Annotated in this window: 14 protein-coding genes; 4 read left to right on the top strand and 10 right to left on the bottom strand. The window is 72.8% G+C overall.

The window, feature by feature from the left end; genetic code table 11:
* Nucleotides 1–5: 5 nt before the first annotated feature.
* The 3 genes from tpiA to ABEB17_RS12275 all read left to right on the top strand — a co-directional run bounded on the left by tpiA (nt 6) and on the right by ABEB17_RS12275 (nt 1,573).
* Nucleotides 6–812 carry a triose-phosphate isomerase gene (tpiA, locus tag ABEB17_RS12285; protein WP_345716982.1) on the top strand — a complete coding sequence of 269 codons (807 nt, stop codon included), beginning with the start codon at nt 6–8 and terminating at the stop codon, nt 810–812.
* Between the two features lie 95 nt (nt 813–907).
* Nucleotides 908–1,156, top strand: a complete 249-nt coding sequence (gene secG, locus ABEB17_RS12280; RefSeq protein WP_345716981.1) for a preprotein translocase subunit SecG — start codon at nt 908–910, stop codon at nt 1,154–1,156.
* 66 nt (nt 1,157–1,222) lie between these two features.
* Nucleotides 1,223–1,573 carry an RNA polymerase-binding protein RbpA gene (locus tag ABEB17_RS12275; RefSeq protein WP_345716980.1) on the top strand — a complete coding sequence of 117 codons (351 nt, stop codon included), beginning with the start codon at nt 1,223–1,225 and terminating at the stop codon, nt 1,571–1,573.
* 13 nt (nt 1,574–1,586) lie between these two features.
* Here ABEB17_RS12275 and pgl read toward each other — a convergent pair whose 3' ends face one another.
* The 6 genes from pgl to tkt form a co-directional block, all read right to left on the bottom strand.
* Complete coding sequence (gene pgl, locus ABEB17_RS12270) at nt 1,587–2,378, bottom strand: 6-phosphogluconolactonase (RefSeq protein ID WP_345716979.1); 792 nt, start codon at nt 2,376–2,378, stop codon at nt 1,587–1,589.
* On the bottom strand, nt 2,375–3,517 hold the full coding sequence (opcA, locus tag ABEB17_RS12265) for a glucose-6-phosphate dehydrogenase assembly protein OpcA (RefSeq protein ID WP_345716978.1): 1,143 nt from the start codon (nt 3,515–3,517) through the stop codon (nt 2,375–2,377). Before opcA ends, pgl begins: the two co-directional genes overlap by 4 nt.
* Entirely contained in the window at nt 3,514–5,055 is a 1,542-nt protein-coding gene (gene zwf / locus ABEB17_RS12260; protein ID WP_345716977.1) for a glucose-6-phosphate dehydrogenase, read from the bottom strand. The genes opcA and zwf overlap by 4 nt, the downstream gene beginning before the upstream one ends.
* Nucleotides 5,052–6,692, bottom strand: coding sequence for a glucose-6-phosphate isomerase (locus tag ABEB17_RS12255; RefSeq protein ID WP_345717342.1), 1,641 nt, complete (start codon nt 6,690–6,692; stop codon nt 5,052–5,054). The genes zwf and ABEB17_RS12255 overlap by 4 nt, the downstream gene beginning before the upstream one ends.
* A 68-nt stretch (nt 6,693–6,760) precedes the next feature.
* Complete coding sequence (tal, locus tag ABEB17_RS12250; protein WP_345716976.1) at nt 6,761–7,873, bottom strand: transaldolase; 1,113 nt, start codon at nt 7,871–7,873, stop codon at nt 6,761–6,763.
* A gap of 47 nt (nt 7,874–7,920) precedes the next feature.
* A complete protein-coding gene (gene tkt / locus ABEB17_RS12245) occupies nt 7,921–10,134 on the bottom strand; it encodes a transketolase (RefSeq protein WP_345716975.1) in 2,214 nt (737 codons plus the stop codon).
* Nucleotides 10,135–10,372: 238 nt separating this feature from the next.
* Here tkt and ABEB17_RS12240 point away from each other — a divergent pair, with 238 nt between their 5' ends.
* Nucleotides 10,373–11,278: a heme o synthase gene (locus ABEB17_RS12240; protein ID WP_345716974.1), complete on the top strand. Its 906-nt coding sequence runs from the start codon at nt 10,373–10,375 to the stop codon at nt 11,276–11,278.
* 237 nt (nt 11,279–11,515) lie between these two features.
* Here the strand turns inward: ABEB17_RS12240 and ABEB17_RS12235 are convergent, their stop codons facing one another.
* The 4 genes from ABEB17_RS12235 to ABEB17_RS12220 are packed head-to-tail and all read right to left on the bottom strand — an operon-like array spanning nt 11,516 to nt 14,599.
* Nucleotides 11,516–12,469: a COX15/CtaA family protein gene (locus ABEB17_RS12235; protein ID WP_345716973.1), complete on the bottom strand. Its 954-nt coding sequence runs from the start codon at nt 12,467–12,469 to the stop codon at nt 11,516–11,518.
* A complete protein-coding gene (locus ABEB17_RS12230) occupies nt 12,466–12,888 on the bottom strand; it encodes a hypothetical protein (RefSeq protein ID WP_345716972.1) in 423 nt (140 codons plus the stop codon). Before ABEB17_RS12230 ends, ABEB17_RS12235 begins: the two co-directional genes overlap by 4 nt.
* Nucleotides 12,879–13,673, bottom strand: coding sequence for an ABC transporter permease (locus ABEB17_RS12225; protein ID WP_345716971.1), 795 nt, complete (start codon nt 13,671–13,673; stop codon nt 12,879–12,881). The genes ABEB17_RS12230 and ABEB17_RS12225 overlap by 10 nt, the downstream gene beginning before the upstream one ends.
* Nucleotides 13,670–14,599 carry an ABC transporter ATP-binding protein gene (locus ABEB17_RS12220; RefSeq protein WP_345716970.1) on the bottom strand — a complete coding sequence of 310 codons (930 nt, stop codon included), beginning with the start codon at nt 14,597–14,599 and terminating at the stop codon, nt 13,670–13,672. Before ABEB17_RS12220 ends, ABEB17_RS12225 begins: the two co-directional genes overlap by 4 nt.
* Between the last annotated feature and the right edge of the window lie 77 nt (nt 14,600–14,676).

The following is a 14,676-nucleotide window of genomic DNA, read 5'->3' as shown; positions in this document are numbered from 1 at the left end:
ACCTGATGGCTCGCGGCACCGTGACCGGTCGTGTCCCGCTGATGGCGGGCAACTGGAAGATGAACCTGGACCACCTGGCGGGAGCGCACCTCGTCCAGAAGCTGGACTGGACGCTCAAGGACGGCAAGCACGACTTCGCCGCCGTCGAGGTGACGGTGCTGCCGCCGTTCACCGACCTGCGGACCGTCCAGACCCTGGTGGACGGCGACAAGCTGGACATCAGGTACGGCGCCCAGGACCTCTCCCCGCACACGGAGGGCGCGTACACCGGCGACGTGTCGGGCGCGATGCTCGCCAAGCTCGGCTGCACGTACGTGGTCGTCGGGCACAGCGAGCGCCGCGAGATCCACCGCGAGGACGACGCCCTGGTCAACGCGAAGGTCAAGGCGGCCTACCAGCACGGCCTGACGCCCATCCTGTGCGTCGGTGAGGGGCTGGAGGTTCGCCAGGCGGGCGAGCACTGCGCGCACACCCTGGCTCAGCTCGACGCGGCGGTGGACGGCCTCACCGCGGCCCAGGGCAAGAGCCTGGTCGTCGCGTACGAGCCCGTCTGGGCCATCGGCACCGGTGAGGTGGCGACCCCGGAGGACGCGCAGGAGGTGTGCGGTGCGATCCGCACCCGCCTGGCGGAGATCTGGTCCGGGGACGTCGCGGACGCGGTCCGGGTGCTGTACGGCGGATCGGTCAAGTCCACCAATGTCGCCTCGATCATGGCGCAGCCGGACGTGGACGGCGCCCTGGTGGGTGGCGCGAGCCTGAAGGCGGACGAGTTCGCGAGCATCTGCCGCTACCGTGACCACCGGACCGGCTGAGACCGCCCGAGGTCCTGATTGGCGCCGTCACCGCGTACTCTGTGACGGTACGACGCGGCCCTTGGCCCTGACCCAGATGACGGACGGATCTTTTCGTGAGCGCAGTACGCATCAGCCTTGAGGTTCTGCTGGTCATCACCAGCCTGTTCCAGACCCTCCTCATCCTGCTCCACAAGGGCAAGGGTGGCGGTCTGTCCGACATGTTCGGTGGCGGAGTCACCTCGAGTCTCGGCGGTTCCTCGATCGCCGAGAAGAACCTTGATCGCTTCACGATCGCCATCGCCCTGGTCTGGTCGGCGTGCATCGTCGGCATCGGGTTGATCGAGCGGTTCACCGCCACCTGAGTACGGGGTCGCCGACGCGCAGCGTCGGTGTGACCACCAGCGCACACGAGACACGGGAGAACGTGCATGGCAGGCGGGAACGCGATCCGGGGTAGCCGGGTAGGTGCAGGTCCGATGGGCGAGGCGGAGCGCGGCGATGCCGCTCCCCGGATCGTCCAGTCCTACTGGTGCGCCAACGGGCACGAGACGCGACCGAGCTTCGCGGACGAGCAGGGCGTGGCCGCCCCCGAGACCTGGGACTGCCCGCGCTGCGGCTTCCCGGCCGGGCAGGACCAGGCGAACCCGCCGGCCCCACCCAAGGTGGAGCCGTACAAGACGCACCTCGCCTACGTGAAGGAGCGTCGCAGCGACACCGACGGTCAGGCGATCCTCGACGAGGCGCTGCAGCAGCTGCGGGACCGCGGCCTCATCCGCTGACGGTTCGCCCCGCTCAGGGGCTGGACAGCCGGATCAAGGCTGGTGGCACGCGCTGTGCCGCCGCCCGGTCCAGCAGCCAGACCGTCGCGCGTCGTCCGCCAGCAGCCCCGGCCGGGGCCTGCACCGGCCCGGCGCCGCTGAGGGCCAGGCCGATCGCATCGGCCTTCTCCGCTCCGGCGGCGACCAGCCAGACCTCCTCGGCCCGGTTGATCGCGGGCAGGGTCAGGGAGACCCGTAGCGGCGGTGGTTTCGGCGAGCCGTGCACCCCGACGACCGTCCGATCCGCCTCGTGGATCCCGGCCATCTCGGGGAACAGCGACGCGATGTGCGCGTCCGGACCCACCCCGAGCAGCAGGACGTCGAAGGCCGGGACGTCGTCCCGGCTCGTCCCCTCGGCCCGCGCGACCCGGGCCAGCTCCTCCGCGTAGCGCTCGGCTGCGGCGTCGACGTCCACGTGCGGAGCCTGGTCGCTGGCGCCCATGGGGTGCACGTGCGCTGGGTCCAGCCGCAGCCCGTCCAACAGTGCTTCGCGGGCCTGCGTCTCGTTGCGGTCGGGGTGTCCGGCCGGCAGGAAGCGCTCGTCCCCCCACCAGACGTGCACGTCGGGCCAGGACACCGCGTCGCGGGCCGGGCTCTCGGCGAGGGAAGCCAGGACAGCCGTCCCGACCGACCCTCCCGTCAGCACCACGTGAGCGGTGCCGCGCGCGGCCTGCGCGTCCACCAGCCGGGTGACCAGCCGCGCCGCCACCGAAGCGGCCAGCAGGGCGGCGTCCCGGTGCACCACGACCAGCGGTGAGGCGCTCACCTCGCGCTCGGCTTCCTGGGGGTGGCCTTCTTGGTTGCGGTCTTCTTGGTTGCGGGCTTCTTGGTCGCTGCCTTCTTGGTCGCTGCCTTCTCCGGCGATGCCTCCCGGATGGCCCGGGCCGTCGCGGCCTCCCGGCGACCGGCCCGCCGTGCGTCCTGCTTGGCCTCGGCCAGCGGCTTGGCCTCGCCGGCGGCGGCAGCCTGCGAGGCGGTCACGGAGCGGCCGGCGTCGAGCCGCCCCAGGCCGCGCTGCAGCGTCTCCATGTAGATCTCGTCCTGGTCCAGCCGGCGGAGCTCCTCGGCCAGGCACTCCGCGAGGTCGCGGCGGGGGAGGGCGATCCGGCGGTCGGGCTGGCCCGGCTGGGTCAGGGTGGCGATCGCGCCGTCCGCCCGGACGAGGTCGACGGGCCCGCTGCGCCGCGCGAGCCGCACGCTGGCCATCCCGGTGCCCGCCTTGGTCCGAGCCCGGGTCACGGTGCAGCGCAGCGTCTCGGCCAGCCAGGCGGCCAAGAGGTCGGTGCTGGGGCTGTCCGAGGCTCCGGTGACCGTGATGTGCTCGATCGGGTTGTACGGCGGCTGGTCGAGCGCCGCGGCGAGCAGGCCACGCCACTTGGTGACCCGCGTCCACGCCAGGTCGGTGTCGCCGACCGCGTAGGTGTCGCGTCGCCGGCTGAGCTCCTTGCGCGGGTTGGCGGATGCGGCGGCGTCGGTGATCCGGCGCTGGGCCATCCGGCCGACGGGGTCCTTCGACGGCTCCTTCGGGGCCTGGCCGGGCCACCAGACCACCAGCGGGGAGTCCGGCAGCAGCAGGGGCGTCACCACGCTGTCGGCGTGCGCTGCCAGCTGGCCGTACAGGCGCAGCACGATGACCTCGCTGGCGCCGGCGTCCCCGCCGACGCGAACCTGGGCATCCATCCGCTCGGCGCCGCGGCGGTTGCCCTCGACGATGACGATGACCCGGCAAGGGTGCTCGCGGCTCGCGTCGTTCGCCGCCGCGATGCTCTCCTCGAACTCGCCCTCGTCGGTGACGATGACCAGGGTGAGCACCCGGCCCAGGGCGATGGCCCCGCCGGAGTCACGCAGGTCCACCAGCTTGCGGTTGACCGCCGCCGTGGTGGTGCTCGGCAGGTCGATGATCACGGCAGCCTCCAGACCCGGCCGTCGCGGGCCATCATCGCGTCGGCGGTGGGCGGCCCCCACGTCCCGGCGGGGTAGGGGTCCGGTCGCCCGGACTTGCTCCAGTGCTTCTCGATCGGGTCGAGGATCTGCCAGGACAGCTCGACCTCCTCGTGCCGTGGGAACAGCGGCGGCTCACCGAGCAGGACGTCCAGGATCAGCCGCTCGTAGGCCTCGGGGGAGGACTCGGTGAAGGCGTGCCCGTAGCCGAAGTCCATCGTGACGTCGCGGACCTCCATCGCCGTCCCGGGCACCTTCGAGCCGAAGCGCAGGGTCACGCCCTCGTCCGGCTGCACCCGCACCACCAGGGCGTTGTGCCCGAGCTCCTCGGTCGCCGTGGTCTCGAACGGCAGGTGCGGCGCCTGCTTGAAGACCACCGCGATCTCGCTGACCCGGCGGCCGAGTCGCTTGCCGGTGCGCAGGTAGAACGGCACCCCGGCCCAGCGACGGGTGTCGATCTCGAGCTTGATCGCGGCGTACGTCTCGGTGGCGGAGCTGCGGCTGATGCCGTCCTCGTCGAGGTAGCCGATCACCTTCTGACCGCCCTGCCAGCCGGCCGCGTACTGACCGCGCGCCGTGGACGACCCGAGGTCCTTCGGCAGCCGGACGGCGGACAGCACCTTCTCCTTCTCGGCGCGCAGGTCCTGGGCGTCGAACGAGACGGGCTCCTCCATGGCGGTCAACGCCAGGAGCTGAAGCAGGTGGTTCTGGATGACGTCGCGGGCGGCCCCGATGCCGTCGTAGTAGCCGGCCCGGCCGCCGATGCCGATGTCCTCGGCCATCGTGATCTGCACGTGGTCGACGTAGTGCGCGTTCCAGATCGGCTCGAACAGCTGGTTCGCGAAGCGCAACGCCAGGATGTTCTGCACGGTCTCCTTGCCGAGGTAGTGGTCGATCCGGAAGACCGCCTCGGGCGGGAAGACCTGGGACACCACGTCGTTCAGCTCACGGGCCGACTTCAGGTCGTGCCCGAAGGGCTTCTCGATGACCACTCGTCGCCAGGTCTCGCGCTCGGGGGAGGCCAGGCCGGATCGGGCCAGCTGCTCGCAGACCTGGGAGAAGAACTTGGGCGGGATCGACAGGTAGAAGGCGTGGTTCCCGCCGGTGCCCCGTTCGGTGTCCAGGCCTCGCACGACCTCGGCGAGGTGGTCGAACGCGGCGTCGTCGTCGAAGTCGCCGGGCACGAACCGGAAGCCCTCGGCGAGGTGCTTCCAGACGTTCTCCCGGAACGGCGTGCGCGCGTGCTGCTTGACCGCGTCGTAGACGATCTGCCCGAAGTCCTGGTCGGCCCAGTCGCGCCGGGCGAAGCCGACGAGCGAGAAGCCGGGCGGCAGCAGGCCGCGGTTCGCCAGGTCGTACACGGCGGGCATCAGCTTCTTGCGCGCCAGGTCACCGGTGACGCCGAAGATGACCAGGCTGCACGGGCCGGCGATCTTCTGCAGCCGCTTGTCGCGCGGGTCGCGCAGCGGGTTCTGACCGGCCCCCACCCGGGCAGGGCTCACTTGAGAACCTCCCGGAGACGAGCGACCCCGGCGGCCCGGTCGGTGAGGTGGACCCGCAGCACCGGCCGGTCGTGGTCGGCGAGCACCTGCGCGTCGCCGGCCGCCTGGGCGGCGATGAGGTGGCCGAAGCTGAACGGCTGGCCGGGGACGTCGAGGTCCTCTGCCGGGTCGCCCGTGACCTGCAGGTACACGCCGATCGCCGGACCACCCTTGTGGTACTGACCGGTGGAGTGCAGGAACCGCGGGCCCCAGCCGAAGGTCGTCGGCCGCTCGGTGCGCAACGCCAGCGGGGCGCGCACGTCCGCGAGCTCGGCCTGCTCGGCCCGGTCGAGGTAGGCCATCACCGCGAGGTACCCGCGGCCGGGCTCCAGCCGGTCGAGCAGTGCGGCGACCGCACCGGGCAGGTCACTGACCCCGTCGAGGAGGCCGGGCGTCCCGCGCAGCTCGATGCCGTCGTCCACCAGGTCCGGCTCGCCGGTCTCGGGCGTGCCCTCGAGCATGCCGCGGGCGGCCTTCTTGGCGCTCTCGACGTCCGGCTGGTCGAACGGGTTGATGCCCAGCAGCCGGCCGGCCACGGCGGTAGCCGCCTCCCAGAGCAGCATCAGCGCACCGAGCGAACCCCCCACGCTGATCGTCGTGGCGTTCTGCGCGGCGCCATCGGTGCCGTCGCCTTCGCCAGGCTCGGACGCCGGGTCCCCGTCAGCGGCGACGAGCAGCACGGGCAGGACGTCGGACGCCGGCCACCGCACCTCCGGTGCCTGCGGACCCTCGACGACGACCGGGAGCAGTCCGGTGCCCTGCTTGCCCGTGCTCTCGGCGACGAGCTGCTCGGCCCAGTCGCCGAATCCCACGACGGAGGTGCCGTCGGCGGCCAGGGCCAGCTTGTCCCGGCGCCCGGTCGAGCCCTTCGGGTCCACCCCGGACAGGGCGGCGCCGAGCACCAGGGCCGGGTTTCCCTCGGCGTCCTCGGCCAGCAGGCCGGCCACGGAGTCGGCCTCGTCGAGCAGCGCGCCGATGTCGACCCCGGCCAGCCCGCTCGGCACCAGGCCGAACGCGGTCAACGCCGAGTAGCGTCCGCCGACGTTCGGGTCGGCGAGGACGACGCGGTAGCCGGCGGCCCGGGCCGAGGCCTCGAGCGGGGAGCCGGGGTCGGTGACGACGACGATCCGCTCGGTCGGGTCGATCCCGGCGTCCCGGAAGGCACCTTCGTAGGCGCGGCGCTGGCTGTCCGTCTCGACGGTGCCGCCGGACTTGCTGGAGGCGACCAGCACGGTGCGCTCCAACCGGTCCCCGAGGGCGGCGCGGACGTAGTCCGGGTCGCTGGAGTCCAGGACGGTCAGCGGGACGCCGGCCGTGGCGCAGATGACCTCCGGTGCGAGCGACGAGCCGCCCATGCCCGCGAGGACCACGTGGTCGACGTCCGGTCCGAGGTCGGCCCGGATCGCTGCGACCTCGTCCACCAACGGTCGCGAGGACTGGCCCAGGCCCACCCAGGACAGCCGGATCGCGGACTCGGACTCGGCTTCGGGCCCCCAGAGCGTCGCGTCCTGCGCGAACAGCCGGGAGGCGAAACGTTCGTCCACCAGCGCAGGCACGTGCGCACGCACCGCGTCCGCCGCCTCGCCGGTGGCGGTCACCTCGGTGGTGGCACCGCCGCCGCCCTTGGCCCAGGCCAGGACGGCCCCCGCGGAACCGTCCGCAGGGCTCACTGGCCGGCCTTCTGGGTGAGCTCGTCCTCGACCGTCCGGGTCAGCTCGTCCCAGCTCTTCACGAACTTCTCGACGCCCTCGCGCTCCAGGACGGCGGTCACGTCGCCGTAGGAGATGCCGAGCCGCTCCAGCGCGTCCAGCACTTTGCGGGCGTCGTCGTACTCGCCGCGCACCGTGTCGCCGTGGATCTGGCCGTGGTCGAACACGGCGTCCATGGTCGAGCTGGGCATGGTGTTGACGGTGCCGTCCGTGACGAGCTCGGTGACGTACAGCGTGTCCGAGTAGGCCTGGTTCTTGACCCCGGTCGAGGCCCAGAGCGGGCGCTGCGGGTGGGCGCCGTCCTCGGCCAGCACCTGCCAGCGCGGGGTGCCGAAGACCTCCTCGAACGCCTGGAAGGCGAGCCGGGCGTTGGCCACAGCCGCCTTGCCGCGCAGTGCCTTCGCCTCGTCAGAACCGATCTCGTCCAACCGCGGGTCGATCTCGGTGTCGACCCGGGACACGAAGAACGACGCGACGGAGCGGATCGTCGACAGGTCGATGTCGGCCTCACGGGCCTGCTCCAGGCCGGTCAGGAAGGCCTGCATGACCCCGCGGTAGCGGTCGAGCGCGAAGATCAGCGTGACGTTGACGCTGATCCCGGCCGCAATGGCCTGCGAGATGGCGGGCAGTCCCTCGACGGTGGCGGGGATCTTGATCATCACGTTCGGCCGGTCGACGGTGGCCCACAGCCGCTTGGCCATCTCGACGGTCGCGCCGGTGTCGTGCGCCAGGCCCGGGTCGACCTCGATCGACACCCGGCCGTCCTGGCCGTTCGTCCGGTCGTAGACGGGACGCAGCACGTCGCACGCGTTGCGGACGTCGTCCGTGGTGATGGCGTAGATGGCGGCGGCGACGTCCTGGCCGTCGGCAGCGAGGGCGCGCACCTGCTCGTCGTAGGCGTCGCCCTTGGACAGCGCCGAGGCGAAGATCGTCGGGTTCGTCGTCACGCCGACGACGTGCTTCTCGTCGATGAGCCGCTGCAGGCTGCCGTCGTTCAGCAGCTCACGGGACAGGTCGTCGAGCCAGACGGATACGCCGGCCTCGGACAGCTGGGCGAGTGCGTCGGTCATGGGGTTCCTCCCGGAAGGGGTGGGTCGGGGCGAAAGGGGATCGACGCTCAGGGTCGGTCGGCGGTGCCCCCGGACGTCGGCGCGGACGCCGACGGGGACCCGCCCGGTCGCACGGCGCCGAGCCCACCGGTTGCTTCGGTGTAGCTCTCACGCGCGGCCGCGGCCACGTGCTCGGCGGTGAAGCCGAACTCGCGGAAGATGGTCTGGTAGTCGGCAGAGGCGCCGAAGTGCTCGAGCGAGACGATCCGCCCGGCGTCGCCGACGACGTCCCGCCAGCCCTGGCCGACGGCGGCCTCCACGCTGACCCGGGCGCGCACCGTCGGAGGGAGCACCTCGTCCCGGTAGGACTGCGGCTGCTCGGCGAACCACTCGCGGCACGGCATCGAGACCACCCGGGTGGGCGTCCCCTCGGCCTGGAGCACGTCGCGGGCAGCGACGGCGAGCTGGACCTCCGAGCCGGTGGCCACGAGGATCACGCCGGGGGCGTCACCGTCCGCCTCCGCCAGCACGTAGCCGCCGCGCGCCACACCCTCCGCGGACCCGAAGCCGCCCTCGCCGCGGTCGACGATCGGGAGGTTCTGCCGGCTGAGGATCAGCCCGGCCGGTCGGTCCGTGTGCTCCAGGATGGTGCGCCACGCCCAGGCCGTCTCGTTCGCGTCGGCGGGCCGGACGACGTCCAGGCCCGGGATGGCACGCAGCGCCGCGAGGTGCTCGACGGGCTGGTGGGTCGGCCCGTCCTCACCGAGCCCGATGGAGTCGTGCGTCCAGACGTAGGTGACGGGCAGCTTCATCAGTGCGGCGAGGCGTACGGCCGGGCGCATGTAGTCGCTGAAGACCAGGAAGGTGCCCCCGTAGGGCCGGGTCAGGCTCTGCAGCGCGATGCCGTTCAGGATCGAGCCCATCGCGTGCTCGCGGATGCCGAAGTGCATCGTGCGCCCGAAGGGGCCGCCCTGCCAGTCCTTGGTCTGCCGGTTCGCCGGGATGAAGGACGGCTGGCCCTCCATCGTCGTGTTGTTGCTCTCGGCCAGGTCGGCCGAGCCGCCCCAGAGCTCGGGCAGGACGTCGGCCAGCGCGCCGAGCACCTTGCCGGACGCCGCGCGGGTGGCCAGGCCCTTGGGGTCCGGGTCGAACTCGGGGATGCTGTCGGTCCAGCCGTCCGGCAGCCGCTGGGCGCTCAGCCGGTCGAGCAGGGTCGCGGCGTCCGCGTTGGCGGCGCGCCAGGCCTCGTACGAGCCCTCCCACTCCTCGTGGGCCGCGCGCCCGCGGTCGCCGACCTCCCGGGCCCGGGCCAGCACGTCGTCGTCCACCTGGAACGAGCGCGCCGGGTCGAAGCCCAGCAACTCCTTGGTGGCCGCGACCTCGGCGTCACCGAGCGCGGAGCCGTGCGCCTTCCCGGTGTTCTGCTTCGTCGGGGCCGGCCAGCCGATGATGGTGCGCAGCGAGATGAACGAGGGGCGCGACGTCTCCGCCTTCGCGGCCTCGATCGCGGCCAGCAGCGCGTCGACGTCCTCCACGTAGGAGCCGGACGTCGTCCAGTCGACGGACTGCACGTGCCAGCCGTACGCCTCGTACCGGGCCGCGACGTCCTCGCTGAACGACACGTCCGTGTCGTCCTCGATGGAGATGTGGTTCTTGTCGTAGATCACCACGAGGTTGCCGAGCTCCTGGTGGCCGGCCAGCGAGCTCGCCTCGGCGGTGACGCCCTCCATGATGTCGCCGTCCGAGCAGAGCACGTAGACGTGGTGGTCGAACGGGCTCTCGCCGGGGGCGGCGTCCGGGTCGAGCAGCCCGCGCTCGCGCCGGGCCGCCATCGCCATGCCGACCGCGCTGGCCAGGCCCTGGCCGAGCGGGCCGGTCGTGATCTCCACGCCGCGGGTGTGCCGGTGCTCGGGGTGCCCGGGGGTCTGGGAGCCCCACGTGCGCAGCGACTCGAGGTCGGAGAGCTGCAGGCCGTAGCCGGACAGGTAGAGCTGGATGTAGAGCGTCAGGCTGGAGTGCCCGCAGGACAGGACGAAGCGGTCCCGGCCGAGCCACTGGTCGTCGGCCGGGTCGTGCCGCATCACGTTCTGGAACAGCAGGTAGGCGACGGGGGCCAGGCTCATCGCCGTCCCCGGGTGGCCGTTACCGACCTTCTGCACGGCGTCCGCGGCCAGCACCCGGACGGTGTCCACGGCGCGGACGTCGGTCTCGGTCCACCCGGCGCTCGAGGCGGTCGGGGGAGCGAGCTCGCTCGATCGGCCTGGTGTGGTCAGCTCGCTCACGTGAGGTTCCTCTCCTGGCACGGGGTGAGGCGCCGTCGGGCGCTCGCTTCGAGCCTAGACCTGCGCCCGACACCCGCATCCCCGGCCCTGGGCCCGATGCGGCGGCGGTAGCATGAGGGACGTCGAGCGCGCCGTCCGGCGTCGCCGAAGCCTTGCCGTCCAGCGCACCAGAGGACCCGTGACCGCGACCGACCCCCGTTCCCCGCTGCGGCCTGCGCCGCCGGGAACCGCGCCAACGGTGCCTGCGGGCCGTCGCTCGGTCTCGCGGACCATCCGGGCGTACGTCGCCCTCACCAAGCCGCGGATCATCGAGACGCTGCTGGTGACGACGGTGCCGACGATGTTCCTGGCCGCCGAAGGGCTGCCCCCGGCGTGGCTGGTGTTGGCGACGCTCGTGGGCGGCACGCTGGCGGCGGGGAGTGCCAACACCCTGAACTGCTACCTGGACCGCGACATCGACCAGGTCATGCACCGCACCCGCCAGCGGCCGCTCGCCACCGGTGAGGTCTCGCCGCGCGAGGCGCTGGTGTTCGGCGTCGTGCTCGGCATCGTGTCGGTGCTGTGGCTGGGACTGCTGGTCAACTGGCTGTCCGCCGGCTTGGCCCTGGCCGCGAACCTGTTCTACGTCTTCGTCTACACGATGCTGCTCAAGCGTCGGACGCCGCAGAACATCGTGTGGGGCGGTGCCGCCGGCTGCATGCAGGTGCTGATCGGGTGGGCCGCGGTGACCAGCTCCCTGGACTGGGCGCCGTTCGTGCTGTTCGGGGTCATCTTCCTGTGGACGCCGCCGCACTACTGGCCGCTGTCGATGCGGTTCGAGGACGACTACGCGAGTGCCGGCGTCCCGATGCTGCCGGTGGTGGCCTCCGACCTGGCAGTGGCTCGTCAGGTCGTCGCCTACTCGTGGGCGATGGTGCTCTGCTCCCTGCTGCTGGTGCCCGTCGCGCCCACCGGCTGGTTCTACGCGGTCGCGGCCGTGGTGCTCGGTGCCGTGTTCCTGACCGAGGCGCACCGCTTGCTCGGCCGGGCGAAGCGCGGAGTGTCGGGGGCGGCGCTGAAGCCGATGCGCCTGTTCCACTACTCGATCACGTACGTGACGCTGCTCTTCGTGTCCGTGGCGATCGACCCGTTCCTGCGCTTCTGACCGCCGCCCATTTTGGCGCGGGGGCACCCTGTTACGCACCTAGTGCAGTGGGGGTCCCCAGCGACACCCGGGGGATGGAGCAATCCTCCCCACCGCCGTGCGGCCGGCGACCCGTCGGTGTCGCGGCGCAACGCAGCTACGCACCTAGTGGAGTAACGGCACGCCGTGACGACTGCGGCGGGCGGCGGCTGGCGCGGTGTGAGGATGGCGCGTGTGAGGGTGGCGCGGCGGGAACGGCTAGGACGACGAGAGCGAGGCCCGCACGCGGAGGCTGAGCAACAGCCTCGTGACCGCGACGACCAGCAGGCTCGCGCCCAGCATGTGCAGCGCCACGGCGACGACGGGCAGTCCGGTGAGGTACTGGACGTAACCGATGACTCCCTGGGCGAGGCCCACGGCGAGGGTGATCCAGGCTTCGCGCCGAGGCACGGCACCGGACGACGTGAGCCGCAGTCCCACGATCAGCACCGCGACCACGCCGAACCAGAGCAGCACGGCGTCCGAGTGCAGCCAGCTCATGCTGCGCGGGTCCAGGCCGAACCGGGCGGGCGCGTCGGCGTCCCCGGAGTGCGGGCCCGACCCGGTGACGAGGGTGCCGAGCAGCAGCACGGCGCCCGTCAGCAGCGCGAGCACCCGGGAGGTCCAGACCAGCTCGGACCGCACGACCGGCCTGGTCGGCCCATCCGGCTCGCCGACGCGCCACACCAGGTACGTCGATGCGCAGACGAGGCCCATCGAGACCAGGAAGTGCGCGGCCACGGTGGCGGGGTTCAGGTGGGTGAGCACGGTGATGCCGCCGAGCACGGCCTGGACGACGACCCCGACCAGGGGCAGCGCGGCCACCGCGACCAGCCGTCGCGGCCGGTGCAGCCGCCGGACCTCGAGCAGCACCACGACGAGCGCGGCCAGGGCGACGATCCCCACCACGGACGTCAGCGTGCGGTTCCCGAACTCGATGTACTTGTGCACGCCCTGCGGCTGGTGCACGACCGGTGTGTACGAGCCGGGCACACACTCCGGCCAGGTCGGGCAGCCCAGGCCCGAGCCGGTCAGGCGGACCAGCCCGCCGGTGACGACGATGCCGATCTGGACGACGAGGTTGGCGACCAGCACCGGCTGCACCCAGCGACGGGCAGGGGCGGGGACTCCGGGTCGCGTCGCGGCAGGCGTGGGAGTGGTGGCGGCGCTCACGACGTCCAGGGTAGGTCCCCGGTGGCGGCCGCGACCGCCAGGGCGCCGAGCACCGCGGCCACCACGAGGACCAGCAGGACGTAGCGCCAGGTGCTTCGGGAGTGCTGTCGACGGGCCCGGTTCTGCTGCCGGGTCGTGCCGTCACCGGACGAACCGGCGGGTGGTGGGTCGACGAGCACCCCGGGCCGCCCACCGGTGGCGATGGTGGCGCACCAGATGACGAGGCCGGGTGCGGCGACCCCCCAGGCCAGGCCGCCGCCGATCCAGCAGAACGCGGCGGCGGTGACCACGGCGAGCCCGGCCGTCCACACCACCGGCAGGCTCCAGCGCCCGGTCCGACGGCGGTCGGTGCCCAGCAGGACGAGCACCCCCGTCACCGTGACCGCGGCCGCGACGACGAGGGCCGGGGTCAGCTCCATCGGAACAGCCTGCGCGCCGCGGTCCCCCCGACCAGGGCCCATCCGCCGAGCACCAGCAGGGCGCGCACGTCCAGGTCGCCGTCCAGCAGGGCAGCCCGGAGCCCCTCGCCGAGCGCGCCGGACGGCAGCCAGCGGGCGAGGTGCTCGACGCCGGCTGGCAAGGTCGATGCCGGCACCAGCACGGCACCCCCGGCGACGAGCAGCAGCCAGACCAGGTTGGCGACGGCCAGCACGGCCTCGGCGCGCAAGGTTCCGGCGACGAGCAGAGCCAAGGACACGAAGGCCGCCGTGCCGACGAGTCCCACCAGCACGGCCGCGGGAACGCCCGACCACTGCGGCGCCCAGCCCAGCAGCAGCCCCAGCCCGGACAGCACGACCACCTGGACGCCCAGCACCGCGAGCACCCCGACGGCCTTGCCGGCCAGCAGCCCGCCGCGGCCCAGGGGAGTCGTGCCGAGCATCCGCAGCACACCGTAGCGGCGGTCGAAGCCGGTCTGGATCGCCTGCCCGGTGAAGGCGGAGGAGATCACCGCCAGCGCCAGCACCCCGGGGACGACGATGTCGATCCGCGGGCCGGGCCCGAGGTCGGGCACCGACGCCTTCGTGAGCCCGATCATGGCCAAGGCGGGGAGCACGAGCGAGACGAGGAGCTGCTCGCCGTTGCGCAGCAGGATGGCCGACTCGAACCGGGCCTGGGCGAGCACCCGTCGGACGACGGGCGCTGGCGCGGCGACGGGGCCGGGCGCGGACGGACCTGGACGGGCGAACCCGGCGTCGGCGCTCATCGCAGCTCCCGACCGGTCAGCTCCAGGAACACGTCCTCGAGGGACCGCCGCCCGACCGTCAGCCCGTCGGGCATGACGCCCTGCGCGACGCACCACGACGTCAGCGTGGCCAGCACCTGCGGCCCGATCGGACCCTGCAGCACGTACTGCCCCGGGTGCGGCTCGAGCACCACGACCGAGGGGTCCAGGGCTCGGCGCAGCGTGGCCAGGTCGAGCGCGGGGCGAGCGGTGAAGCGGGCCTGCTCGGCCGACGTCCCTGCGGTGAGCTCGGCCGGGGACCCGTGACCGACCACACGACCACGATCGACCACCACGACGACGTCCGCGAGCCGCTCGGCCTCCTCCATGTAGTGCGTGGTCAGGACGACCGCGGCGCCGCGAGCGCGGACGTCGGCCAGGACCGACCACACGGCCTGGCGGGCCTGCGGGTCCAGGCCGGCGCTCGGCTCGTCCAGGAACAGCACGTCGGGGCGTCCGACGAGCGCGCAGGCCAGGGCCACCCGCTGGCGCTGTCCGCCGGAGAGCCGGCGCACCGTCGTCCGGGCGAAGCCGTCGATCCCGAGGTCGGCGCACAGCTGGGCCGGTGGCACGGGAGTGGCGTGCATCCGCGCCACGTGCTGCACGAGCCCGGCAGCACGCGCCCCGGTGGGCAGGCCGCCGTCCTGCAGCATCACGCCGACCCGCGCGCGGTGCGCCGGGCTGGCGAGGTGCGGGTCCTCGCCGAGCACGCGCACCGTGCCGGCATCGGGTCGACGCAGTCCCTCGCAGCACTCGACGGTGGTCGTCTTACCGGCTCCGTTGGGGCCGAGCACCGCGGTGATCTCGCCCCGGCGGGCGACCAGGTCGAGCCCGTCCACGGCGCGGAGGGGCCCGTAGCTGCGGACCAACCCGCGCACGACGACGGCGTCGTCCTCAGGTCCGGGCATGCTGCGGAGTCTAGGTCGCGGCCCGGTGTGGCGCGGCGCACACCCTGCTGGGTTTGATGCCTCGGCGTAATTAGGTC

This window comes from Angustibacter luteus, assembly GCF_039541115.1.
In the GTDB taxonomy this organism is placed as follows: Bacteria; Actinomycetota; Actinomycetes; order Actinomycetales; family Angustibacteraceae; genus Angustibacter; species Angustibacter luteus.
This window is presented reverse-complemented; position numbering and strand designations above follow the sequence as displayed.